Source organism: Parabacteroides sp. AF17-28, from assembly GCF_003479205.1.
Taxonomy (GTDB): Bacteria; Bacteroidota; Bacteroidia; order Bacteroidales; family Tannerellaceae; genus Parabacteroides; species Parabacteroides acidifaciens.
Genome location: NZ_QUGV01000034.1, coordinates 1 through 22,729 on the forward strand (window position 1 = coordinate 1; position 22,729 = coordinate 22,729).

The following is a 22,729-nucleotide window of genomic DNA, read 5'->3' on the forward strand; positions in this document are numbered from 1 at the left end:
CTGCTTCTATCATGGCTCAGGATACATTGTTAGTTCCGACTATGGATGCTGCTGCTAAGATCGACACTGTATCTATCGCTGCTAAACTTGCCGGTTCAGCCGATGGTTTGAAGCATAATGTTAAAGCTGGTGTTAAGAACTTCCAGTTCAGCTTCGAATTTGCAAGCAAAGATGCAGATAACGAATACAACATCGTATGCCAGAATAACAACGGTAAGAACTATGTTCACAACATCAACGGTGTATTGGCAATGGGTCCGAAAGAAGACGCAGTTGTCGTAAACGTTCTTAACGTAACTCCGGAAGACGAAGCTGCAACAGGCAATGAAACGATCAACGCTGAAGGCGTGAAAGTTATCGCTGCTAACGGTGGTGTTCAGATCATCGGTGCACAGGGCAAAAAGGTTGTTATCACGAACATCCTCGGCCAGACAGTTGCTAACACAGTTCTTTCTTCTGACAACACAACAATCGCTGCTCCTCAGGGCGTAGTCGTAGTTGCTATCGAAGGCGAAGAAGCTGTAAAAGCAATCGTAAAATAAGAATGAATTTATAATCAAATAATTCTAAATAGATTGCGCGGGGTTGTGCGGGATGCGCGTAGAGACGGACGGCCGTCCGTCTCTACATTACGGATGAATATCCGTTTATCCCAATCAACACCAATTACCCTGCGACAGGCGAACAAGCGGTCAAGTTTAATATTAATAATACTAAAGTAATTGAATTAAAAGTTCAATGTAGCCTGTAGCCCTGTGAAGGACGAAAGCATACAAAAGATTAGTCCCGGAAGATGGTAACACTTCCGGGGCTTTGTCGTTTTATAGGGTTGCCGCTTCTTTGTCCCTGTGTTTGGCGCGCTGTATGTCACAGTAAGGAAAACCGAACCGGTCATTGAGTCTTCACTTCATTCTTACCACCGGCAAGTTTTATCTCCTGTCCGCCCCAGACGAATGTACCGGTCAGGGAGGCCGGCAAAGTGACCGTACCGGAAAGCCCTTTTCCGCTCTTCTTCAAACTGACTTCGATGATGCCTGCCGGATGAGGGATTTTTCCTTCGATTTGCTTCAACGATCCCAAATGAGGAGCGACACGCACCGAGCGGAATCCCGATTCGGCCGGCTCCACACCACAGACGGTAGCCAGGAAATCATAGACAGGGCTCGCGCTCCAGGCATGACAGTCCGAACGGGTCGGTTCCGGGTTTTCCGCAAACGTAGTCAATCCGATTGCCAGCATATCCTGCCAGGGTTTCAACATTTCCGTGTAGTGGTCTGCCAATCCGACCTTTTTTAGAGCACGGAACAGGTAAAAGCGATAATAGAAAGTCGCCTGTATCAAAGAAGGGTCCGTATTCAGCTTATTGAACAGCGCCTGTTGCTTCTCCTGCGGGACGGCATCCGAAAGGATTCCCATGATATTGGCGTGCTGGCTGTAACTTGCTTCATCCGGATCATCCGCAAGCATCTGTTTTCCTTCATTCCAACATTTATCCCAAGTATGACGACATAAGGATTGATAGACTTTTTCGTAAGAACGGGCCAAATCGGTTTCGCCAAATTCTTTCAGCAACTCGATCGCATCCTTCAAGGTATAAGCCAGTTGAAGGGAAAGGATGGAAGAACCACCTGTAATAGCAGCTTTATGAGTCCCGCCAAGCGGCTGGTCATTGTTCCAGGGCCACTGCTTCGGCCAGTCGATGAAGTTCCAGTGAGGCACCGGCCCCAAGATACCCGTCTCCGGATCGATCTTGCTTGTAAACCATTCTAACACGCTCTTGACACCCGGCATACAGTTTTTCACAAAAGCAGGATCATCCCTGTACATCCAGTAATCGTGCACCATATTAATCCAATAGAGCGAGAAAGGCGGGATGTATTGCGGCACCCGGCTCGGATAGCGGCTGGTCGTAATCCCCTCATACGAACGGGAATAGTCGAACATTTTGATCGCCTTCCGCATCAACCGGTCGTCCCCGTCGACATAGAGGGAAATCAATGCCTGGATGCGTGTGTCGCCCACATATTGCAGTTGTTCGTAATAGGGACAGTCGTAATAGGTCTCGTTCGCACACAACCGGGCTGTACGCCAACCGACCTCCCATATCTTCTGCAAATCCGGCTGGTCGCTGGCGAAGCTGCCATTCTCCTTGAACGGATAGGCGGTGTACATTCCATAAAGATCCAATAGGGTAAGCGGTTCCCCTTTCGTCTCGATTTCGACTTGCAGGTAACGGTAGGTACGGAACCACAACGGACGGAACACCCGGCCGCTTCCTCCGTCGGGATAGAATTTATCCGTAAATCCGCCTACCTCGCGCCCTTCTATATCGTTGCGGTTTCCTTTCTGTCCGTCCTTATACAAAGCTTCGCTATACCGCATCCGTATCTCGCTGCCCTTGCCTCCCGACACTTTCAGTTCCGGATAAGCATTCGTCAGATAGGACTGGTCGATCAGCAGCGTGACTTTCCGGTTGGCCGGAACCGTCATCGGGGCGTTTCCCTTTAGAAATGCAGAAGAAACAGTCAATCCTTCCGAACGCCGGATTGTCTGCATCCGCACCAAGGAGTCTTCCATCAGAGGGATATCGCGCCGGCACAACACCCAGTCATACCCAGTCCCGACCCCGTAAGGCTGCCCGCGTCCCAACGACACAACCTCTTTCCATGTACTGTCATCATAGTCCGCCGTTTCCCAATTCCAAGGATATAAAGAGGCATCCACAATATCGGCGCAACCCACATCCTGCCGGTTCTCAACAGAAGGGGCATAGGCCGGATTCTGATAGACTTTCCAGCCCCGACCGGTATTGACAACCGCTTCACGGGCCGTATTTCCCTGCACAATCAGACCTGTCTTCAACGTCATCTGCGCTCCCGGCGTATAACGTCCAGCATTCCAGACAATCGCGGCAAGCGTATTTTTTCCTTCTTTCAACAGAGAAGAGATATCTACCGTTTCAAAATACCAGTGGTTCAAATCTCCACGCGCCGGTCCATAGCAGACAGGCGTCCCGTTCACAAAAAGCCGGTAACGGTTGTCCGCCGAGACATTTATCACAAAGGATTCCGGTTTGCTATCCAGCTGGAAGCTCTTCCGGAAATGATAAACCCCATAATCATAAAGAGAAACCTGTGGACAGGATATCCAGTTAGCATCCCATTTACGGGCCAGAAGAGAGGCATCGGGAGCAACTTCCCGCACACCATTATTATCCACTGCATAGCCAAAAGCCGTAAACCGATGGACTCCCGCTCCGACATCCGGATACTTCTTTCCGTCGGGAAGGATAACTGTTGCAGTTGCATTCACCGGTACCTCGACCGTCAATTCAAATTTCCCCTCCTGGATCCGCCAGTCGGAACAGACCTGTCCATAAAGGGATTGATATGTGCCCCGGCAATAAGTAAGATCGCCTGCAGGTTGGGGAGCTATAATAATATGCTTCATCCCCGGCTTCGTTTCATCATAACGGATGCCGGCAAGCGTATTATAGAACCAGGCTACCACACTTCCGAACATAGGATGGCAACGGGAGGCTTTTCCTTCCCACCGTTCCCACAGGCAAGAGTAACGGTCGTCCATCACATAACCGAATCCCGGTATATCCCGCTGGTTCATCAACCGGAACGCGATATCGCTACGCCCGTTATCTGTCAGGACCTGCAACAATAAAGGAGTCGCCATAATTCCCGTATCGAAGTGATTCCCGATACTTTCCAAATGGGCAAGCAAGGCGTTGAACACAGCCTCCTTCTTCTCTTCCGGGACCATCCCGAAAGCCAGCGGAAAGACATCTGACCCCTGTCTGCCTTCCCAATAATGATTGGTCACGGGATTGAAAAAGACGGCATTAAAATCTTGTTTAATCTTCGTACACAGCCGGTCAAAATATTGTTTGTCTTCTCCTTTTCCTAAAGCTGCCGCCACTTTCGACATCAAGGATGCCGAATGATAATAGTAAGCCGTATTAACCAGGGCTTCCGGAAGTTCCATCTTCTTCCCCGGTGCGCACCAATCCCCCAAGCACCAGCCGTCCGGCTCTTCCCTGACGACGATTCCCCGCTCATCCGTTCGTGTGCCGAGATAGGAAATCCATTGTTTCATTCCTCCATAATGCCGGCTTAGCAAAGCAGTGTCACCGTAATAGCAATAATAAGCCCAAGGCATAATCACATAGGCCGAGCCCCATGCCGGACCACCGCCACCGCCTCCAAACGGAGCGGTATGCGGGACATAGCCACTCTTTCTGTTCCGGGCATCTTCCATATCGTCAAACCATTTCCGATAGAATTGAGTCATATCGAACGAAAGAAGGGAACTTTCCACGACCACTTGTGCATCTCCGGTATAAGCCAGACGTTCCCGGTGCGGGCAATCACTGCTGATACTGCCATGAAAGTTATTCGTCTGCGTCCGCAGATAGACTTCGTTTATCTTGTTGAACAACTCATTCGAGCAACTGAAACTACCGGTAGGCTTCGCATCCGTATGTACAACCTTCGCAATCAGACTGTTTTCATCTATCTTGACCCGGCGGGATGTAACTTCGATATAGCGGAAAGTATGCCAGGTAAAACGCGGTTCCCATTGTTCTTTCCGGTTCCCCCGCAAGGTATAGGAATCCACTTGTCCAAAATCATCATTCTCTTCTCCTACAAAACGGAGCTTGACCTGATCGCCGGCATTCCCCTCCACATTAATTTGCGCCCAACCGGAAACCATTTCCGGAAAAACAAACCAATAAGTGGAATCGGTTTTCTGTTCACAACGCACCGGTTTCAACGTCCTGACAACTCTGTCATAAGGGGCAAGCTGGGCATGTAAACGACCTGTCGGCGCTCTCATTATAAGAACGTTCTTCCAGGAAGAATCATCATATCCGTTCCGGTTCCAGCCATCCAGTTCTAAACGGGCATCATACACTTCGCCGGTAAATATGGCGTCATGCAACAAAGGGCCGGCAGTTGTTTTCCAGCTACCATCCGAGCCAATCATTTCCGTCGAGCCATCGGCATATTCTATTTCCAACTGGCATAATAAACGAGGCGTATCGTACCACATACAGCCTTCCACCGTCCGGTCACGTTGGTTATACCACCCGTTTCCCAACAGGACACCGACCGTATTGTCTTCTTTCTGCAACAAAGAAGTGACATCGAATGTATTATAAAGAACCCGCTGTGCAGACTGGTCGTCAAAGAAATAAAGCATCTTCTGTAGCGGACGGCGATCATAGTTGGTAACGGCGGGGGCCAATACCTGGTCTCCCACTTTTGTTCCATTGAGATACATCTCATAGAACCCCAATCCACAGATATAGGCTTTTGCCTGTTTGACCGGCTTGCTGATTCGGAATCCTTTACGGATATAGGGGGCGGGATAAGTCAAAGTCGAATCAGGGTAGCGGTCTTCCTGACTTCCGATCCAACGAGCTTTCCAGTCGGAAGGTTTCAACAGCCCCATTGTCCATTTCCCCGTACCGCTCCACGAAGAAGGTTTCCCTTTCTCATCCCAAACCATTACTTTCCAGTAAAGCGTCTGCCTCGATTCAAGAGGTTTACCCTTATACTCGATCTGATTGGAAGATGAAGAAATTACTTTCCCGGAATCCCAGAAGTCGGCTTGCTTATCCGTAAGCAACGATGGGGAGCTTGCCACCAGGATACGATAGGCTGTCTGGTTTTTTGCCTGTTCCGACGACTGCAACTGCCAGCCCAGCAAAGGCTTTTCATTCTCTACCGCAATCGGCTCTTCCAGATATTCACACCGAAGATTACAGACGGACATTCTTTCCTGCCCGGAAACAGAAGCGGCAAATCCTAAAAGGAAAGAGAGTAGCAGACAAAAATACTTCATAACATTAAGATTAACGGAGTGTTCACGATATCAATCGTACAAATATATCGATATCTATCCATCTGTTACTTACAAATTTGGGAATTAAATATGCAGAAATGATACAGGAAAGGCATTCCTGTTGCCAGAAAAGAAAAAAGGTTCGAAACTTCCGTTCCAAACCTTTTTCTTTCTGTGTGTTGTCTCACGAGGATTCGAACCTCGACAGACAGAACCAAAAACTGTAGTGCTACCATTACACCATGAGACAATCCGGCGCTTTATTTAAAGCGATGCAAAGGTAAGAATAAAATCTTACCCTGCAAGCGTTTTTGTACGAAAATCTTACTTTGCAATCAGCAAATAGTAGTTCTTCTTGCCTCTCTGAACCAATAAATATTTCTCATCCAGCAGAGAAGAGCAGTCGATCACCATATCCTGGTCTGCCAACTTTTCCTTATTTACACTGACGCCACCGCTCTGAACAAGCTTGCGCATTTCGCCTTTAGAAGGGAAAATGGCAGCTTTTTCAGTAAACAGGTCGATAGCCTTCACGCCGGCGCTCAGTTCGTCGCGTGAAACCTCAAACTGGGGAACACCGTTGAACACATCCAACAAGGTCTGTTCGTCCAAATGTTTCAAAGCTTCCGAAGTAGAGTTTCCGAACAGGATATTGGAAGCCTCGACCGCAGCATCGTAATCTTCCTGGGAATGAACCATGACAGTCACTTCCTTTGCCAGACGTTTCTGCAACGGACGGAGATGCGGAGCTTCTTCCTGCTCTTTGATCAGGGCCTCGATTTCATCCTTAGGCAGATCGGTAAATATTTTGATGTATTTGGCAGCATCGGCATCGCTTACGTTCAGCCAGAACTGATAGAATTTGTAAGGAGAGGTATAACGACGGTCCAGCCATACGTTTCCGGACTCGGTCTTACCAAACTTACCGCCGTCGGCCTTCGTAATCAACGGGCAAGTCAGGGCAAACGCCTCACCACCTAACTTACGGCGGATCAACTCCGTACCGGTCGTGATGTTACCCCACTGGTCGGTTCCTCCCATCTGCAGGCGGCAGCCTTCGTGTTCGAACAGGTACATATAGTCGTATCCCTGCAACAGCTGGTAAGAGAACTCCGTGAACGACATGCCGACAGACGATTCGCGGCTCAGACGTTTTTTAACGGATTCCTTAGCCATCATATAGTTAACGGTAATATGCTTACCGATATCGCGGATAAAGTTCAGGAAAGAATAATCCTTCATCCAGTCGTAGTTGTTTACCAACTTCGCAGCATTAGGCGCGTCCGAATCGAAATCCAGAAACTTAGCCAACTGCTTCTTAATGCTATCCTGGTTATGACGAAGCGTCGCTTCATCGAGCAGGTTACGTTCAGCCGACTTCATTGAAGGGTCGCCGATCATACCGGTAGCTCCACCGACCAGGGCAATCGGACGGTGTCCTGCACGCTGGAGATGTTTCAGCATCATAACCGACACCAGGTGACCGATATGCAATGAATCAGCCGTCGGGTCGATACCTACATAAGCAGAAGTCATCTCTTTTTGCAACTGTTCTTCTGTTCCGGGCATCATATCAGCAATCATGCCCCTCCATGTTAATTCTTCAACAAAATTCATCGTTTTAGATTATAGTATTAATTGAATGGCGGCAAAGGTACGACTTTATAATTGAAAATGGAGAATTGAAAATTGAAAATTAGGGAATAACAGTGATTTATGATAAATGCAGGACGTTATGAACGTTCTCCGCGACTTGCGCGGCAAACCGCTCCAGCGGAAGATCCAGGGAGGCTGAGAGGTGATCGTAGACGGTGCGGATATCGGTTTCGCGGTCGTCGGTTTCGGCAAATAAACGGTCCGGCCAGGCTATGCGCACGGCTGCCGGATTGAAGTGCTCGCCAAAAGAAAGGTAAAAACCTTGACGGATCAGTTGCCCGGCCAATATGGCATTGCCACGAAAGCCGTGGATGACCCAGGGCATACGGGGTTTGAGTTCTTTCTTCAGGGCGATCAGTTCGTCCCAGGCTTTGACACAGTGGATGATTAAAAAGACGCCGAGACTTTCGGCTAAAGCTGCCGACGCTTTGAAGACTTCTTGCTGACGTTCCAACGGCGCTTCCGCCAGCTTGTCCAAACCAGCCTCGCCGATTGCGACGGCACCCGGAAGCATGGCCTGCTGTTCAAGTCCGGCAAGCTGTTCCTCTACATTATATATATACCAGGGATGAATGCCGACGGAATGGAGCTTCCCCTTTCCCGCGCTCGACGCGGGATCGCACAAACAACCGGCTGTATCCTCTTTTCCGAATGACGATATGGCCTGTTCCGGATGCGATCCCGCGTCAAGCGCGGGAACGAGGCAGTTGACAATCGCGACATCTTCCGGATGAACCGATGGGCGGTGAGTATGTATATCGTAATAAACCATTACCTACGGGACAGGATCATAACCGCTACCTCCCCAGGGATGACAGCGAAGAATACGTTTGACTGCCAGATACAATCCTTTTATGGGACCATGTTTCTTGAGAGCTTGCACGGCATATTCGGAACAAGTAGGTGTGTACCTGCACGATGCCGGCGTCATGGGAGAGATACAATATTTATAGAAATAGACCGGCAACAACAGAAGAGTGGTAAAGAAACGCTTCATTATTCTTTGTTGCGAAGTACATTCAATGCTTTCGTCATCGCTTTCTCTATATCGGCAAACGGATGAATCTCCTTATCCAGATACAGGAATGCCACCAGCATACGCTTGTTTTTTTCTGTCAGCGGATCGATCAGGTCATATTTACGCACCCGGTAGGCCTCGCGCACCTGACGCTTGATCAGGTTTCGCTTGACGGCGCGTCTGAATTTCTTTTTGGGGACACTTATCATGATGGAGACAGGAGCCAACGCCTCCTCTTCCACCGGTAAATAAACAACCCGTAGTGGAAACGCTACAAACGATTGCCCTTTTTCAAACAACAGGTCAATGTAACGTTTCCACGACAGGCGCTCTTCTTTTGAAAGGGTGTACCTTCTATTTACCATTCTTTTTGTTACTACCCATCTCTTTTTTCAGATACAATTCCAGGGCAGCCGTCATCGACGGAGCTTCGGTAGTCGGTGCTTCCACATCCAGACGCAAACCGGCGTCTTTCACCGCTTTGGCTGTCGTCGGGCCGAAACATCCGATCTTTATATCTTCTTGCTTGAAGTTCGGGAAGTTTTTCAACAAAGAGGATATTCCGGAAGGACTGAAAAATACCAGCATATCATAGTCGAACTTCTCGTCTTTCGAGAAGTCATTGCTTACGGTGCGGTACATAACAGCTTTCGTGTAGTTAATCTTCTTTGCTTCCAACATAGTCAACAAATCATCTTTATGCACGTCTGAAACGGGCACAAGATACTTTTCTTTTGCATGCTTGCCGATAACAGTAACCAGATCATCCAGCTTGCCGCTCTGTCCAAAAAAGATCTTACGCTTTCTATACACAATATACTTCTGCAAATATACTGCGATAGCTTCCGTCATACAGAAATACTTCATCGTTTCAGGAATAGTAACGCGCAATTCTTCACACAAGTGGAAGAAATGGTCGATTGCCGTACGAGCCGTAAAAACAACAGCCGTATGATCCAGAATAGAAATTTTCTGCTGTCTGAACTCCTTAGACGTAAGGGGTTCTACTTTGATGAAAGGACGGAAGTCGATCTCTACTCCATACTTCTCTGCGATGTCGAAATACGGGGACTTCTCGGATGCAGGCTTCGGTTGTGATACCAGCAACTTTTTGATGTTCAATGCCATAGAGTACTTGTCTCGATAAAGTTATACAAATAAACCATACCTTCGTACAAAAATACCAGAGGTAAAATTTCTTGGGTGCAAAGGTACAAACTAATATATAATAAACCAGTGCTTTTCTTGTGAAATATCCGTATTGTCTTATAAATTATTACAAAACGACACAAAATATAAAGAATACAAAACATAACTACAGGTATTGTCACGTGAGTCCCGACAAACACTAACCACAGCACCGGGACGTATAGCGAGACGCCCCAAATCCCCATTATGGCATTATAACTTGTTTTCCATAGCCGGTATTTATTCGGATCGGCAAACACGCTGCCCAACAAAAAGTAACAACTTTGCTTAAACTGATAGAACAGGAACAGCACGCAAAAGATCGTGCAGAATGTCCACAAGACTTCCCTCCATTCCACATAACTGACAATCCCGTATATCCGTCCGATGGCAATCAGGGCAATACTGCAAAGAAATAAAACCTGGAACGTCATAAAGTTGCGGAAAAAGAAATCGCTTTTCCCGGCTACGCCATCAAACAGGTTCTGCCTTTCCTTCACCAGGAAAGCGTCTTTCAACATCTTCACAAACAGTTGGAAATTCAGCCGGAACACAAAGGCAAAAACAATAAACAGGAATAGGAGCAGCGAGAAGATCACATCGTCCACCAACTGCCCGTCCCATAACCGAATGCCCACGTATCCTTCAAATATACTCATGTTCCCTATGCGTATTACGGGTGCAAAGATAGATGACAATTGACAATTGACAGTTGACAATTGACAATTATTTCATCTCTGTACAAAAAAGAAAGGCAAGCTTACCCGACAAGCTTGCCTTCTCAAAAATAATCAACCGTTAATAATAACGATCTTAGAAACTATCTTTTAGATATTATAGTATTCTTCCCAACCCTGGCGCGGCATATCGCCAACCAGCATCTGGTTCATGACAGGATCGTTCACGATCTGTTTCAGGTCGCGGTCGAATACGATCTTACGGTTCATGCGCTGTGCCAATACACCCAGGCAGAATACCTGGCTCAACGGACCGGCGATATGGAACGGAGAACGGGTCTGTTCCTTACCCTGGCAAGCCAACAGGAAGTTTGCGTAGTGGTTGGACGGGCTCTTCTGATATTCAGGCAATGTCGGATTCATATCCTTAGCTACCTTATCAGGAATTACAGACAATGTGCTACCGTGAGAGCCACCCTTGAATGTTAATGTCTTTGTATAGATTTCCTTACCCGGGTTCAGTTTAGTCAGCTGCAGTTTACCACCGGCAACAGTCGGGATATTCGGGTCTACATCCGAAGAACCATAGTTTTCAGGAACAGGAGGAATATTGTCCAAACCGTCATACCAGGTAACATCTACGCTCGGCATATCTTTTCTTTCCGGGAAACGGAAGAGGATACGGGAAGACATCGGATAGAAGAACGGATTGTGATCTTTCAGATACAGCGGGTTAATTTCTGTCGGCAAGCCGAGATCCAGGAATTGATGAGCCGTATCGAGGATGTGAGCTCCCCAGTCACCCAGCGCACCCATACCGAAGTCATACCAGCAACGCCACTGTCCCAAATGATAATCGTGGTTATATTCGTGGAACGGACGAACACCTAACCAAGTATTCCAATCCAATGTTTCGGGAACCGGTTCGCCCATCGGCATATGCTTGATGTTCGGGTTCCAGTTATGCCAGCGGCGCGGAGAGTTCATGTGAGCCGTGATAGCCGTTACGTCTTTGATCAGGCCGGCTTCTTTCCATGCTTTAAACTGGAAGTAGTTAGCTTCGGAGTGTCCTTGGTTACCCATCTGGGTTACGACACCGAATTTCTTTTCGGCCTTCATCATCAGTTCGATTTCCTGGAAGGTGCGGGCCATCGGTTTTTCTACATATACGTGTTTTCCATGAGCCATAGCCTCGATTGTGATCGGGAAATGGGCGTGGTCAGGCACACCGACTGTCACAGCGTCGATCTTATCAGCCATCTTGTCGAACATCTGGCGGAAATCCTGGAAGCGCGGAACCTTCGGGAACATGGAAATAAGTTTCTGGGTATGAGGTGCACCCATATCCACATCGCAAAGGGCTACGACTTCGCAAAGACCGGTTTTATACAGTTCTTGTGCGATCTCGCCTCCGCGATTACCGATACCGATAAAAGCGATTCTTACTTTTTCGTTAGCGCTAACGAAAGGAACACCCGGCATTCCATTGGCTTTCGACGGAATCCAGAAAGAAGGAATTGCTGTAGCAGCAGAAAGAGCAAATGCCCGTTTCAGAAACGAGCGGCGTGAAATGTCATCTGATTTCATGGTAAATATATTAGATAAATTATTAATGTTTGCGTGCACATTAAAACAACAACCTCACAAAAATAGATATTTTTTTCTTACAGAAAAGCATTCTTCCCAGTTTTTTCCTAAATAAAGGCAAACGTTTTCAGTATTATGTCTGTTGTAATAAAAAACTGTTACATTTGTCGCCTCTTGACAATAAGAAAATAAGTGATATGAAGATCAGACAGATTCTCTCCATCGGATGTCTCCTTTGGATACTCGCCGCCTTCCAACTGGCAGCCCAGCAACCGCAGCTCCAGCCGTTACCCGTAGACCCGAAAGTCAGATACGGGAAGTTAGATAACGGACTAACCTATTATATTCGCCACAATGCGCAGCCGAAAGACCGCGCGGATTTCTTTATCGCCCAGAACGTAGGCTCCATCCTCGAAGATGAAAACCAGCGCGGACTGGCACACTTCCTCGAGCATATGGCGTTCGACGGAACCCTGAATTTTCCCGGACACGGCATGGACGAGTTCACCGAGAGCGTCGGGATGCGCGGAGGCGAGAACTTCAACGCTTACACAAGTTTCGACGAAACAGTCTATATGATCATGAACGCTCCGGTCACACGTGAGAGCGTTGTCGACTCCTGCCTCCTGATCCTGCACGACTGGTCGGGCTTCATCACGCTTGCAGACACGGCCATAGAGAAAGAACGCGGCGTGATCCGGGAGGAATGGCGCACGCGACAGGACGCACAGGCACGCATCTGGGAACAGCAGCTTCCGAAGATGTTCCCCGACAATAAATACGCACACCGGATGCCGATCGGGACAATCGACGTCATCAATAACTTCAAACCGGACGAGCTCCGGGCTTACTATAAGAAATGGTATCGTCCGGACTTGCAGGGAATCATCATTGTGGGCGATATAGACGTTGACCAGGTAGAAACCGCCGTAAAGCGCATCTTTGCCGATATCCCCGCCCCGGTCAACCCCGCCAAGCGCGAATACACGGAGGTGGCGGACAACGACAAACCGCTTGTCTCCATCGCCAAAGACAAGGAGGCATCCAATATCATCCTCTCCATTTTCTACAAGCATGACAAGATGCCGCACGAACTGTATGCGACAGCCGCCGGACTGATGAAAGATTACATGGAAAATGTGATCGAAACAATGATAAACGAACGCTTTGCCGAGATGATGCAAAAGGCGAATCCTCCTTTTGTCGCTGCACAGGCTTCGGATGGCGACTTCATGATCGCCAAGACAAAAGGTGCCTTCACGGTTGCCGCCTTAGTAGAAGAAGGCGGCCTGAAAAGAGCGCTCGACGCACTCGTGACAGAAACGGAACGGGTGAAACGTTATGGCTTCACGGCCTCCGAATACGATCGCGCCCGCATCAATGTGCTGAAACAATACGAATCGCTGTTCAACGACCGCGACAAACAGAAGAACCGTTCCTTCACCAACGAATATGTCCGCCATTTTACCGACGGAGGTTATATTCCGGGCATCGAAACGGAGTACCAGCTGATCAGCGGAATCGCTCCGCAAATACCGGTTGAACAGGTTAACCAGTACGTAAAGGATCTGATCGGTGATAAAAATATTGTAATCGGCCTGACCGGTCCGGACAAGGAAGGCATGAAATACCCGACCGAAGCACAGCTGCTCGAGGATTTCATCCAGGCACAACAGCTACCAGTCGAACCTTACGAAGAGACGGTTTCCAACGAACCGCTGATTCCCGGGCTGCCCGCACCCGGACAGATCAAAGAGACGAAAACAGACCCGCTGTTCGGCGCAACTGTCCTTACACTCGGCAACGGCATCAAAGTCGTACTGAAACATACGGAGTTCAAAAAAGACGAAATCCTGATGACGGCAACCAGTCCCGGCGGCAGCACCTTGTTCGGAGCAAAGGACATCGATAACCTGAAGGTATTCAACGACGTGATCACGCTCGGCGGAGTCGGCAACTTCTCGGCAACCGACCTGAACAAGGTCCTGGCGGGAAAGAAAGTCTCCTGCTCTCCTTCCATCGGCCTGAATACGGAAAACGTAAACGGTTATGCCGCCCCGTCCGACCTGAAGACGCTGTTCGAACTGGTTTACCTCAACTTCACGGCGCCGCGCATGGACGAAGAGGCCTACACCTCTTTCGAAGGCCGTATGATCGCACAGTTGAAGAACCTGCAATTAAACCCGATGGTCGCATTCAACGACACGCTGACAGAGGCCATTTACAAGAATAATCCGCGTGCAGCCCGCATCACGGCTGACGACTTCCGTAACATCAGTTACCCGCGCATTATGGAGATGTATAAGGAACGGTTTGCAGACGCTTCCGACTTCGTCTTTACGTTTGTCGGCAACATCGAAATGGACAGCATCCGTCCCTACATCGAACAATACCTGGCAACACTGCCCGCCAAAGGACGCGTCGAGAAAGGCAATCCCGCTGAAGTCCCGGCCATCCGCAAAGGCGAGTACACGAATATCTTCAAGCGTCAGTTAGAGACACCGAAAGCATCGGTTGTCAACTTCTGGTCCGGGCAGATGGATTACAACCTGGAAAACATCCAGACGGCCACTATGCTGAAACAAATCCTCGATCTCGTCTATATGGAAAAGGTACGCGAAGACGAAAGCGGCACCTATGGAGTACAGACTTCCGCACAGATTTCCTCCTTCCCGGAAGGACAAACCTTCCTGCAGGCCTATTTCGATACGGACCCGGCCAAACGGGAAAAGATGAACGAGATCGTCCGCACCGAGCTGACAAACATCACCGAGTCCGGTCCGCGTGAAGAAGATTTCAAGAAGAGCCAGGACAATATCCTGAAACGGCATGCCGAGAACCTGCAAGAAAACGTCTATTGGCTGACGACATTAGACAATTACTATTTCCGCGGATTCAACGGCGAAACGCAATATGTCGAAACACTGCAAGGCATCACACCCGCCAAGATTCAGGCATTTGCCAAGAAGTTGATCGGACAGGGCAACCGGATCGAGGTGGTCATGGAACCGTAAGGGAGTGTGAAAAACTGTCCTGTTCCCGCGCTTGACGCGGGATCGCATTAAAACCGACCCTATAAACAACTGATTGATAAGGCCTGTTCTTTTGCGGCCCCGCGTCAAGCGCGGGGACAAGGGTGTTTTCAACAGACCGCTTTCGTCCAAAAGATACCGTTTCCCATCTTCTACTATCATCTTGCTTCAAATCTGCCCCCTCCGCTAACACGCCTTCTTTCCCAAGCGCCCCTTCCAGCCTCCCCCGGCAGGCAATTTTCATTACATGCAGACCCATTTCCGATTACATGCCGATCCATTTGTCAACGGATGCCCACCCATTTGCCAAAAGACAGGCACCTTTTTCCACAAACATAAGCACTTTTTCCCCCGAAAGTACCTTCTTTTATACCCGAAAGCCACTGCTTTTATGCTAAGAAGTCACTATTTTCGGAGAAATAAGTGACTGTAACCGTGTTGTTTTCTCTGGAAGGCTTCTCCTGGCAGCCCTTTCCGGATTATCATTTTGCCGGATATCAGAACAGATAATGACCACGCATTCCAACCGCATGCCTATGAAAACCGTTTCCCGAAGCAAAAAGATATCCGTTCTTTTATCCTGGTAGCAGAATGTCAAACCTTAAGTCCGCGAGAATCGATTATACAAAAAAATCCGGCAGATTCCCTGCTACACGCAAAAGAAACCCTGCCGGATTTGACTTTTTGACAATCTGTCAATTTATGATTTACTCTTTACTTTCAAATGGTCGAAGCCTTCGCCATACACACCGATAACGGCACTCTGGGAGATAAAGGCCCGCGGGTCGATATCATTGATGATCTGAAAGATCGTATTGGACTGGCTCTTTTTTGCCAACACGAACATCATCTTTACCGATTTCCCCGTGTAAAGCCCTGTCCCGTCGATCACAGTCACGCCACGGTGCAAGGCATTAATCTCCCTTCCGATCTCTTCATATTTATTGGAAATGATAAAGAACTGGACTGACTGGCGGGAACTGTTGACCACCTGGTCGATCATGTAGCCGGTGACAAACAGCGTCACATAACCGTAAACCACCTTCTCCAAATCGTGCAACACAAAATAACTGGATGCAATAATAATCATATCGCAGAACATAATCATACGTCCCAGACTGACATCCCGGTATTTGTTGACGATCGCCGCAATGATATCCGTTCCGCCCGTACTGCCGTTCGACGCAAAAGCGACACCGATACCGCCACCACAAAAGATAGCGCCCAGAATGCAAGCCATAAAGGGCTGGTTCTGCAACAGTTGGAGTCCGGCAGTCAATTGTTGTATCACGGAAAGGAAAAACGTCAGAACAAAAACCGCAAACACTGTCTTCACGCTGAACTTCCATCCTAAGATCTTCAACGAAAGCAACAGTAAAAAGCCGTTAATGGCAAAGTAAGTGTACTGTACGGGCAAACCTGTCCCCCAGTAAATAATAGAGGCGATACCCGGAACAGCTCCCGATGGCAAATCGTTCGGCAACAGAAAAACGGTCCATCCTATACCGTACAAAATCATACCTAAGGCAATGCCCAGGTAATCCTTTAATTCTCTAACCGAAAAAGGGTTAGACTTTATTGACAATGTTGGTTTCATTCTTGTTTGTTTTATGCGGCTGCAAAAGTAGTGAAAGTTTGAATGCAGCCGCACAAAACATATCTAATATTTCCAGCTATCCTTCCATTCGATAACAGGCTGATCGCCTTCGAAGCGGATAGGGAGCCAGATGTAGCGGCCGTCTATGGCGTTTTGGGGTGTCCAGCGGTCGCCCATGTAGATGAACTGTCCGGGTTTTCCGGGAACAGGCAGCACATATGTGCTCTGTGAATGGAAAGAAGTTTCCGAATCGGCGCCCACAAAGGGATTGGCCAGCTCTTCCCAAGGCCCCCAGATAGAGGAAGCGACAGCGGAACGTCCCGGGTTCGGCGCCCAACCGGTGCAGCCGGACATGATCAGGTAATACTTGCCGTCTTTCTTGAACATGGCAGGCGCTTCCATAAAGCGACCGACAAAGAAGCGGGCGTAATTACCGGAACAGGCCGTGTAATCGTCCGTCAGTTCGGAAATATGCAGCGTGCTGTTATCCTCCGAAGCATAGATATGATAAGCCTTCCCGTCATCGTCCACAAACAGGTTCATATCGCGTGCCATCTGTCCGTTCTCGAAGTCACGGCCTAACAGGTTCAGCGTATCGGGATGCGCAGGCAGGTCGCCGCCACCGAAACCGTTCTTTGCCTCTTCGGGCACCTTGCCTTTATGAATCTCCAGCACGTTCTTCGGCCAGAAGCCGGCATTCGGACGGTCGGCGGAAAGCAGTGTGTAAGGTCCTGTGACCTTGTCGCTCACGGCAACGCCGCTCTTGGCTCCCGCATAGCCGGCTCCTTTCGGTTCGAGGTGGAACCACATCACATACTTACCAGTCTTCTTATTAAAGATTACCTTCGGACGTTCCAGGATACAGCCTTTTACAATCGGGCTGGATTCATCTTCCGAGACGGACAAAGCGATTCCCTCGTCTTTCCAGTTATACAGGTCTTTGGAAGAATAGCAGTGCACGCCGACCAAAGCCCGGTTGCCCGCTTCACCTTCCGTCTTATGTTCGCCAAACCAATAATAGGTGTCGCCCTGCTGCAACATTCCGCCTCCGTGGGCATTGATATGCACGCCGTTATTGTCCGGCCAGATTTCTCCGGGCTTAAAAGCGTTCTCCACCGAAGCGGTATCCGTCTTCCCTTTACATCCGCACAGGGCGAAGATCAGCAATAGGGGATAAATAGCAACTCTCTTCATATTCATTCGTTTATACATCGCAAATACGGATACATTTTTCAAGTGAAGCGATCTTGTCTTCCTGTTTCGGGACAAACTCCTGTCCGACGAAGCCCTTGTAGCCGGTTTCCACAAGCGCCTTCATGATGGCGGGATAGTAAAGTTCCTGTGTCTCGTCGATCTCCGCACGCCCGGGATTGCCTCCGGTATGAATGTGGGAGAAGTATTCGTGGTATTTGCGGATGTTCTCGATGATGTTCCCTTCCATTATCTGCATATGGTAAATATCATACAGCAGCTTGAAGTTGGGAGAGCCGACACGACGGCACAGCTCGACGCCCCAAATCGTATGATCGCACTGGTAATCCTTATGTCCTACGCTATTGAGAAGCTCCATTGTCAGCACGACATTGTGCTTCTCTGCCAACGGCATCAGGCGCTTCAACCCTTGCGCACAGTTTTCCCATCCTTGCAAGTCGGTCAGGCCGTTGCGGCGTCCGGAGAAACAGATCAGGTTGGTCAATCCGGCCTCGGCCACCATCGGAATCACTTTCTCGTAGCTGGCAACCAGTTCGTCATGCAACTTCGGATCGTTGAAACCGCGGTCGATGCCTAAGCCAGCACCCTGGCACATAGCGACAGTCAAACCATGCTTCTGCACCACAGGCCAGTCCTGCGGGTCGAGCAGTTCGATCGATTCGATCCCTATATTCTTACATATCTCACAAAATTCATCCAGAGGATAGCTGCCGAAGCACCATTTACTCACGGAATGGCGGATATTGCCTTTCAGCGGTTCGGGTTTCTCCACTTTCTTCTTTTTTGCGGGAGCGGCTGCTTCCATACCGGATACGGCCATTGCTGCACTGCCTGCCAATACTGTCTTGATGGCGGTTCTTCTTGAAATGTTTTTCATACTATTCTTGTTCTTTCGTTAATTCAATTATTTAATCAGCTCCCATTTGCCCTGCAAATAAGCTTTGTCGATCACGCCAGCCAAAGCCTTGTCGTTTGTCCGTTCGGCCAAATCCTTCAGGTCATTATACAGATAGAACTGCAACCAGAAGCCGTAATGATAGCGTTCGCGGGTAGACTTCGGCTGTAACATCAGGGCATACCATTTAGTGTTCAACTTCTTGGCTTTCGCTACTTCAATCGCTTTTTCAGCATTCTTCCACATATTGTCGGAGACTTGGGACTGGAGGTCAAGGAAGTCTTTATACTTCATGTCAGCGGTATTGATGATCGGACAACGGTCGTCCAATCCCAGTTCCTTCATGGAAATGCGCTGTTCGAAGACCTTGTCACCATCCAGATCGAACTCCATCAAGTCGAAGAAGCCGTTATTGTCCGTATCCGTATATTTCACGGTTGGGAACACTGTCGGCTCGGTCTCGATACGTTTCGGACCGTAACCGTCATAGATTCCACCCATTCCCTGGTAGAACTTGGCGTTCTGGTCTATGCGCCAGCAGCCCCATTCGGCTCCGTAAAGATGAATCTTTCCGTCTATCGGGCTGACGTACAACTGGCCGTGGCCGGAGTTATCCAAGTCCCATTCGCCCCGGTCACCTGCCGGGTCCGACTGGCCGTTATTATCGATACCGCCTTGTCCTTTACCGACCTTGAAGGGATCGAGCGGCTGATAAAGTTCGACACGTTCCCAGCGGTTGCAGTCGTCATCCTCGTCATACGTGAACCAGGCTTCATCCCATTTTCCTTTGTTGAATGTAAGATCCCAGGCGGCATCATGATCCGGATACAACAGTTCCGGCAACTGACGCCAGCGGGCATCCATAAAGAAAGTATCGGCTTCGGGAAGTCCGCGCAGATTCTTGTTGATATGTTTCTGGTCTTTGTAGCTGAAACCGGGACCGGTGAAGCGGATCGTCATATCCAGGTCGAACTCATTGCCCGGACCATTATCATTATCCATATCTATCGAGATGGAGGCCCAGTCGATACTTCCGGCAAGGACGGAATTTGCCTGCCCGTTTTCCTTCACAATCTTAGGCGTATCACAGAAACGGATTGCCATTTCCGTCAGCCCGTCGTTGTCGGGATCATAAAACAGAAAAGGATTCTCCCAGTTCATACGGACATCGTTTACGCGTTCGGTCGAGCTGTGTATCTTCATGAAAGCGCTCTTCCCGTGATAATCTTCGTAAAAGTCGCTGATTCCGTTATGTATCCAGCAGCGGAGCGTGAACGTATTCCAGTCGACGTAGTTGAACACGTCGTCTTTGTCCGTGTCGATCACCCACATATAATGGCCGTTACCGGTCTTCATCCGGTCTGCCTCGGGAATGTTATCGACAACGACCTGCATAGCCGGATTACCGTCCTCATCTTCGCCTACCCAGTCGATAATCAAGTCGCCGTAACCACCGTAAATGCCATCCCTGTTGCGGTCGATCATCAGGCAGTCGTTATCGGTATCGCCTTCCAGATCGCCATATTGCATATCATCGTCATCATCGATCCATTGCACGGGAATACCGTTAGCCGTCACCGTACGCAGGATATCCGGATCGCCGTCACCGTCCAAGTCGATATAAGTCGGCTTATATCCGGCCGGGGCAGGCGGCAGGCGATATGGGATCAGCAAGGTATTTGCATTCCAATAGTCCTTCTTCACGGGTTTATCCGTCTGCGCAGAAACGCCTTGTGCACTCAGCAGCAACGAACCGGCTGCCAGTAATAATGTAATCGGTTTCATCATGTATGTGGATTAATCGGTGATTTGTATATGTTTAAGCCATTTCTGTATCAGGTCTTTCACTTCCTGGTAATATGTAAAGTTATGCCGGAAGCCCCATCCGTGCCCTCCGTCGGGAAACATATAGAGGGAAGCGGGAATATGATGTTCGTTCAGAGCCGTATAATAGAGAATCGAGTTCAACGGCGGAACGCTCTTATCGTCATCACTCAGCAGAAGCAATGTTTTCGGCGTCTTGTCATCCACCTGTTTCTGGAGTGAGTAGCGGTCGATCAATTCCTGGTTGCCGATATCATTTCCCAGCAGGTTCTTCTTGGAACCGCCGTGCGTATTCATTTTATCAAAGCTGATTACCGGATAATAGAGGATCGCAAAGTCCGGCCGGTTAGCATCCGCAGCCAATGTGCTGAGAGATGCGGCCAAATGTCCGCCGGCAGACGAACCTATAACGCCAACTTTATGGGTATCAACATTCCATTTGGCTGCATTTCCTCGGATAAGGGACATCGCTTTCTCTGCATCACTCAACGGAATCGTATGCACGCCTTTCGGCATCCGGTATTTCAGAACAACTCCCACAAAACCGTTCGAAGCATACCACTTCGCCATATCGTGCCCTTCATGGTCCATCGCCAGCCCTGAATATCCGCCGCCCGGGCAAATCAATACCGCCGGCGCCGCCTTCCCGCTCTTCGCCGGATGATAAACAAAGATTTCCGCCTCACTGGCTTCCGGCTTATCCGGCCAGAGCTTAAATTGTTCTACCTGCTGCGCCCAAACCACCGGAGCAAAAAAAGACAGGAGCAGTAAAAGAAAGTGTTTCATAAGGTATTATTTCTTAATCATTAACCGAGTTATTAAAAACAGGTGCTAATGTAACGAAAAAAACTAAATACACCTATAAACCGGGACAAAAAGAAATAAGACCATACTATATGTAAGTCTTTTTATAAGAATTGAGAAACGATTTTTACTCCCATCTCAAATAATTCGGAGGCCTTATCCATACCCTGTTTCCGATATGCCTGCGCATTATCATAGTTAGAATAAACATTCATAAGACAATCTGCAATCTGTTCACCTGTCGTATCATTAATCTCAAACACCCATTCATCAAAGCCCAAATCATAATACATCTGCCCTTTTATCGTATCTTCCGGCTGGCGAAGATAAAAAGCAGGTGTCCCATTTCGCAGAGAGATAATAGGTGAATGACATTCAAAGCTAAGAACACAAAAAGCTTTGCTATAGAGAGACGCCGCCTCATCAGGCAACCAATATCCCCGCTTGACGACATTTTTTTTGACATCATCCGGTAGAGGATCAATCAAAAGTTCATCCATTATATCGACTTGATAAGTCATTTCCGGACAAATAAGAACTTTATTTCCTGTTTTCCTTACCCAGCGAATGATTGCTTCCCGAGCTTTGGCATGGTCGATTTCCTTCCACTTATTGTTCAATGCCGTTGTCTCTTCTATTTGTCTTTCCGTATAACTCTCGCGCTGAATCAACCAATAAGGCGTCTTTCGCAAACGGGGAATCACACAAATAAATTTACGGTCTTCCAAGTCGTTAGCAATTAAAAAAGCACGAGCACTTTCTTCATCATAAATATTCAGAGCGAAGGTTGCATCAGGTACGAAACGGATTTCAGGCTTCGTGATCCCTGCTTCCTTCAGTTTCCCGATTGAAGCTGTCTCACGGGTGAAAACAAACGAAGCATCTTCCAATAGATTTTTCAGAGAAGGTGAGATATCCTGGATAGTTGTTCCGTAAATTCCGAAAGGTTTATCCGTGATTTTACGCCAAGCCTCTAAACAGTTAGCCGCAACAACCGACGGCCCTGAACCGTGAATAAAGACATCCGCACGATCAATGGCCTCCAATAATCTGCCGTCTGTAATCGTAAAATCTTTATCCGGATTACCATAAAGAATATCTATCTTAGGAAAATTCTTTTTGAGCAAAGCCTCTACCTTTTCGTTCTTGCTCCGTTTCCACAAGGTAATAGTTGCTTCTGGCAGATATGTTTGCAGAATATGCAGCAAACCCGGCGTATGGGCAATATCCCCAATATTCACATCCTGCCAGCCAGAAACAACCAACAAATATGGATTTCTCTTCTCTTCCTTCACCTTGTTCAAACAGGATGGCAGAAATATTGCAGCCGAAAAAATGCCTGCTTGCTTTAAGAAAGCTCGTCTGTTCATCATAGTTTTC

General features: G+C 48.4%; 16 protein-coding genes. 2 read left to right on the top strand and 14 right to left on the bottom strand.

What is annotated here, in order from left to right; all coding sequences use genetic code 11:
* Nucleotides 1-542, top strand: a 542-nt coding sequence (locus DWW90_RS20895; RefSeq protein ID WP_233547814.1) for a DUF6383 domain-containing protein, incomplete at its 5' end; no start/stop codon positions are given.
* A gap of 349 nt (nucleotides 543-891) precedes the next feature.
* Here the strand turns inward: DWW90_RS20895 and DWW90_RS20900 are convergent.
* From DWW90_RS20900 to DWW90_RS18545, 8 genes are all read right to left on the bottom strand, one after another.
* Entirely contained in the window at nucleotides 892-5,859 is a 4,968-nt protein-coding gene (locus tag DWW90_RS20900; protein ID WP_233547816.1) for a family 78 glycoside hydrolase catalytic domain, read from the bottom strand.
* Nucleotides 5,860-6,183: 324 nt separating this feature from the next.
* Nucleotides 6,184-7,476 carry a tyrosine--tRNA ligase gene (gene tyrS / locus DWW90_RS18515; RefSeq protein WP_122331374.1) on the bottom strand — a complete coding sequence of 431 codons (1,293 nt, stop codon included), beginning with the start codon at nucleotides 7,474-7,476 and terminating at the stop codon, nucleotides 6,184-6,186.
* A 97-nt stretch (nucleotides 7,477-7,573) separates the two neighbouring features.
* Nucleotides 7,574-8,287, bottom strand: coding sequence for a TatD family hydrolase (locus DWW90_RS18520; protein ID WP_122346046.1), 714 nt, complete (start codon nucleotides 8,285-8,287; stop codon nucleotides 7,574-7,576).
* A 3-nt stretch (nucleotides 8,288-8,290) separates the two neighbouring features.
* On the bottom strand, nucleotides 8,291-8,512 hold the full coding sequence (yidD, locus tag DWW90_RS18525) for a membrane protein insertion efficiency factor YidD (RefSeq protein ID WP_208642453.1): 222 nt from the start codon (nucleotides 8,510-8,512) through the stop codon (nucleotides 8,291-8,293).
* On the bottom strand, nucleotides 8,512-8,898 hold the full coding sequence (gene rnpA / locus DWW90_RS18530; protein WP_115498543.1) for a ribonuclease P protein component: 387 nt from the start codon (nucleotides 8,896-8,898) through the stop codon (nucleotides 8,512-8,514). The genes yidD and rnpA overlap by 1 nt, the downstream gene beginning before the upstream one ends.
* On the bottom strand, nucleotides 8,888-9,655 hold the full coding sequence (locus tag DWW90_RS18535; RefSeq protein ID WP_187574917.1) for a uroporphyrinogen-III synthase: 768 nt from the start codon (nucleotides 9,653-9,655) through the stop codon (nucleotides 8,888-8,890). The genes rnpA and DWW90_RS18535 overlap by 11 nt, the downstream gene beginning before the upstream one ends.
* On the bottom strand, nucleotides 9,652-10,380 hold the full coding sequence (locus tag DWW90_RS18540; RefSeq protein WP_115498541.1) for a DUF4271 domain-containing protein: 729 nt from the start codon (nucleotides 10,378-10,380) through the stop codon (nucleotides 9,652-9,654). The genes DWW90_RS18535 and DWW90_RS18540 overlap by 4 nt, the downstream gene beginning before the upstream one ends.
* Nucleotides 10,381-10,548: 168 nt before the next feature.
* On the bottom strand, nucleotides 10,549-11,985 hold the full coding sequence (locus DWW90_RS18545) for a Gfo/Idh/MocA family oxidoreductase (protein ID WP_115498540.1): 1,437 nt from the start codon (nucleotides 11,983-11,985) through the stop codon (nucleotides 10,549-10,551).
* A 197-nt stretch (nucleotides 11,986-12,182) separates the two neighbouring features.
* Between DWW90_RS18545 and DWW90_RS18550 the strand changes: the two genes are divergently transcribed.
* Nucleotides 12,183-14,999, top strand: a complete 2,817-nt coding sequence (locus DWW90_RS18550; protein ID WP_122346047.1) for a pitrilysin family protein — start codon at nucleotides 12,183-12,185, stop codon at nucleotides 14,997-14,999.
* A 718-nt stretch (nucleotides 15,000-15,717) separates the two neighbouring features.
* Here DWW90_RS18550 and DWW90_RS18560 read toward each other — a convergent pair.
* The 6 genes from DWW90_RS18560 to DWW90_RS18585 all read right to left on the bottom strand — a co-directional run bounded on the left by DWW90_RS18560 (nucleotide 15,718) and on the right by DWW90_RS18585 (nucleotide 22,722).
* Entirely contained in the window at nucleotides 15,718-16,614 is an 897-nt protein-coding gene (locus tag DWW90_RS18560; protein WP_115498537.1) for a YitT family protein, read from the bottom strand.
* A 63-nt stretch (nucleotides 16,615-16,677) separates the two neighbouring features.
* A complete protein-coding gene (locus DWW90_RS18565; protein ID WP_115498588.1) occupies nucleotides 16,678-17,808 on the bottom strand; it encodes a glycoside hydrolase family 43 protein in 1,131 nt (376 codons plus the stop codon).
* A gap of 10 nt (nucleotides 17,809-17,818) precedes the next feature.
* Nucleotides 17,819-18,703 (bottom strand): hydroxypyruvate isomerase family protein, encoded by an 885-nt coding sequence (locus DWW90_RS18570; RefSeq protein ID WP_122346049.1) that lies wholly within the window; start codon nucleotides 18,701-18,703, stop codon nucleotides 17,819-17,821.
* Nucleotides 18,704-18,730: 27 nt separating this feature from the next.
* A complete protein-coding gene (locus DWW90_RS18575) occupies nucleotides 18,731-20,509 on the bottom strand; it encodes a hypothetical protein (protein ID WP_233547817.1) in 1,779 nt (592 codons plus the stop codon).
* 9 nt (nucleotides 20,510-20,518) lie between these two features.
* Nucleotides 20,519-21,331 carry an alpha/beta hydrolase gene (locus DWW90_RS18580; RefSeq protein ID WP_122346050.1) on the bottom strand — a complete coding sequence of 271 codons (813 nt, stop codon included), beginning with the start codon at nucleotides 21,329-21,331 and terminating at the stop codon, nucleotides 20,519-20,521.
* A gap of 122 nt (nucleotides 21,332-21,453) precedes the next feature.
* On the bottom strand, nucleotides 21,454-22,722 hold the full coding sequence (locus DWW90_RS18585) for a polysaccharide pyruvyl transferase family protein (RefSeq protein WP_233547818.1): 1,269 nt from the start codon (nucleotides 22,720-22,722) through the stop codon (nucleotides 21,454-21,456).
* Nucleotides 22,723-22,729: the final 7 nt, after the last annotated feature.

Excerpts from the sequence above, each read along its gene's own strand:
- DWW90_RS20900 (WP_233547816.1), bottom strand. The coding sequence starts at position 5,859 with ATGAAGTATTTTTGTCTGCTACTCTCTTTCCTTTTAGGATTTGCCGCT.
- DWW90_RS18520 (WP_122346046.1), bottom strand. The coding sequence starts at position 8,287 with ATGGTTTATTACGATATACATACTCACCGCCCATCGGTTCATCCGGAA.
- DWW90_RS18570 (WP_122346049.1), bottom strand. The coding sequence starts at position 18,703 with ATGAAAAACATTTCAAGAAGAACCGCCATCAAGACAGTATTGGCAGGC.
- DWW90_RS18580 (WP_122346050.1), bottom strand. The coding sequence starts at position 21,331 with ATGAAACACTTTCTTTTACTGCTCCTGTCTTTTTTTGCTCCGGTGGTT.
- DWW90_RS18560 (WP_115498537.1), bottom strand. The coding sequence starts at position 16,614 with ATGAAACCAACATTGTCAATAAAGTCTAACCCTTTTTCGGTTAGAGAA.
- DWW90_RS18545 (WP_115498540.1), bottom strand. The coding sequence starts at position 11,985 with ATGAAATCAGATGACATTTCACGCCGCTCGTTTCTGAAACGGGCATTT.
- tyrS (WP_122331374.1), bottom strand. The coding sequence starts at position 7,476 with ATGAATTTTGTTGAAGAATTAACATGGAGGGGCATGATTGCTGATATG.
- DWW90_RS18550 (WP_122346047.1), top strand. The coding sequence starts at position 12,183 with ATGAAGATCAGACAGATTCTCTCCATCGGATGTCTCCTTTGGATACTC.
- yidD (WP_208642453.1), bottom strand. The coding sequence starts at position 8,512 with ATGAAGCGTTTCTTTACCACTCTTCTGTTGTTGCCGGTCTATTTCTAT.
- DWW90_RS18565 (WP_115498588.1), bottom strand. The coding sequence starts at position 17,808 with ATGAAGAGAGTTGCTATTTATCCCCTATTGCTGATCTTCGCCCTGTGC.
- DWW90_RS18575 (WP_233547817.1), bottom strand. The coding sequence starts at position 20,509 with ATGATGAAACCGATTACATTATTACTGGCAGCCGGTTCGTTGCTGCTG.
- DWW90_RS18540 (WP_115498541.1), bottom strand. The coding sequence starts at position 10,380 with ATGAGTATATTTGAAGGATACGTGGGCATTCGGTTATGGGACGGGCAG.
- rnpA (WP_115498543.1), bottom strand. The coding sequence starts at position 8,898 with ATGGTAAATAGAAGGTACACCCTTTCAAAAGAAGAGCGCCTGTCGTGG.
- DWW90_RS18585 (WP_233547818.1), bottom strand. The coding sequence starts at position 22,722 with ATGATGAACAGACGAGCTTTCTTAAAGCAAGCAGGCATTTTTTCGGCT.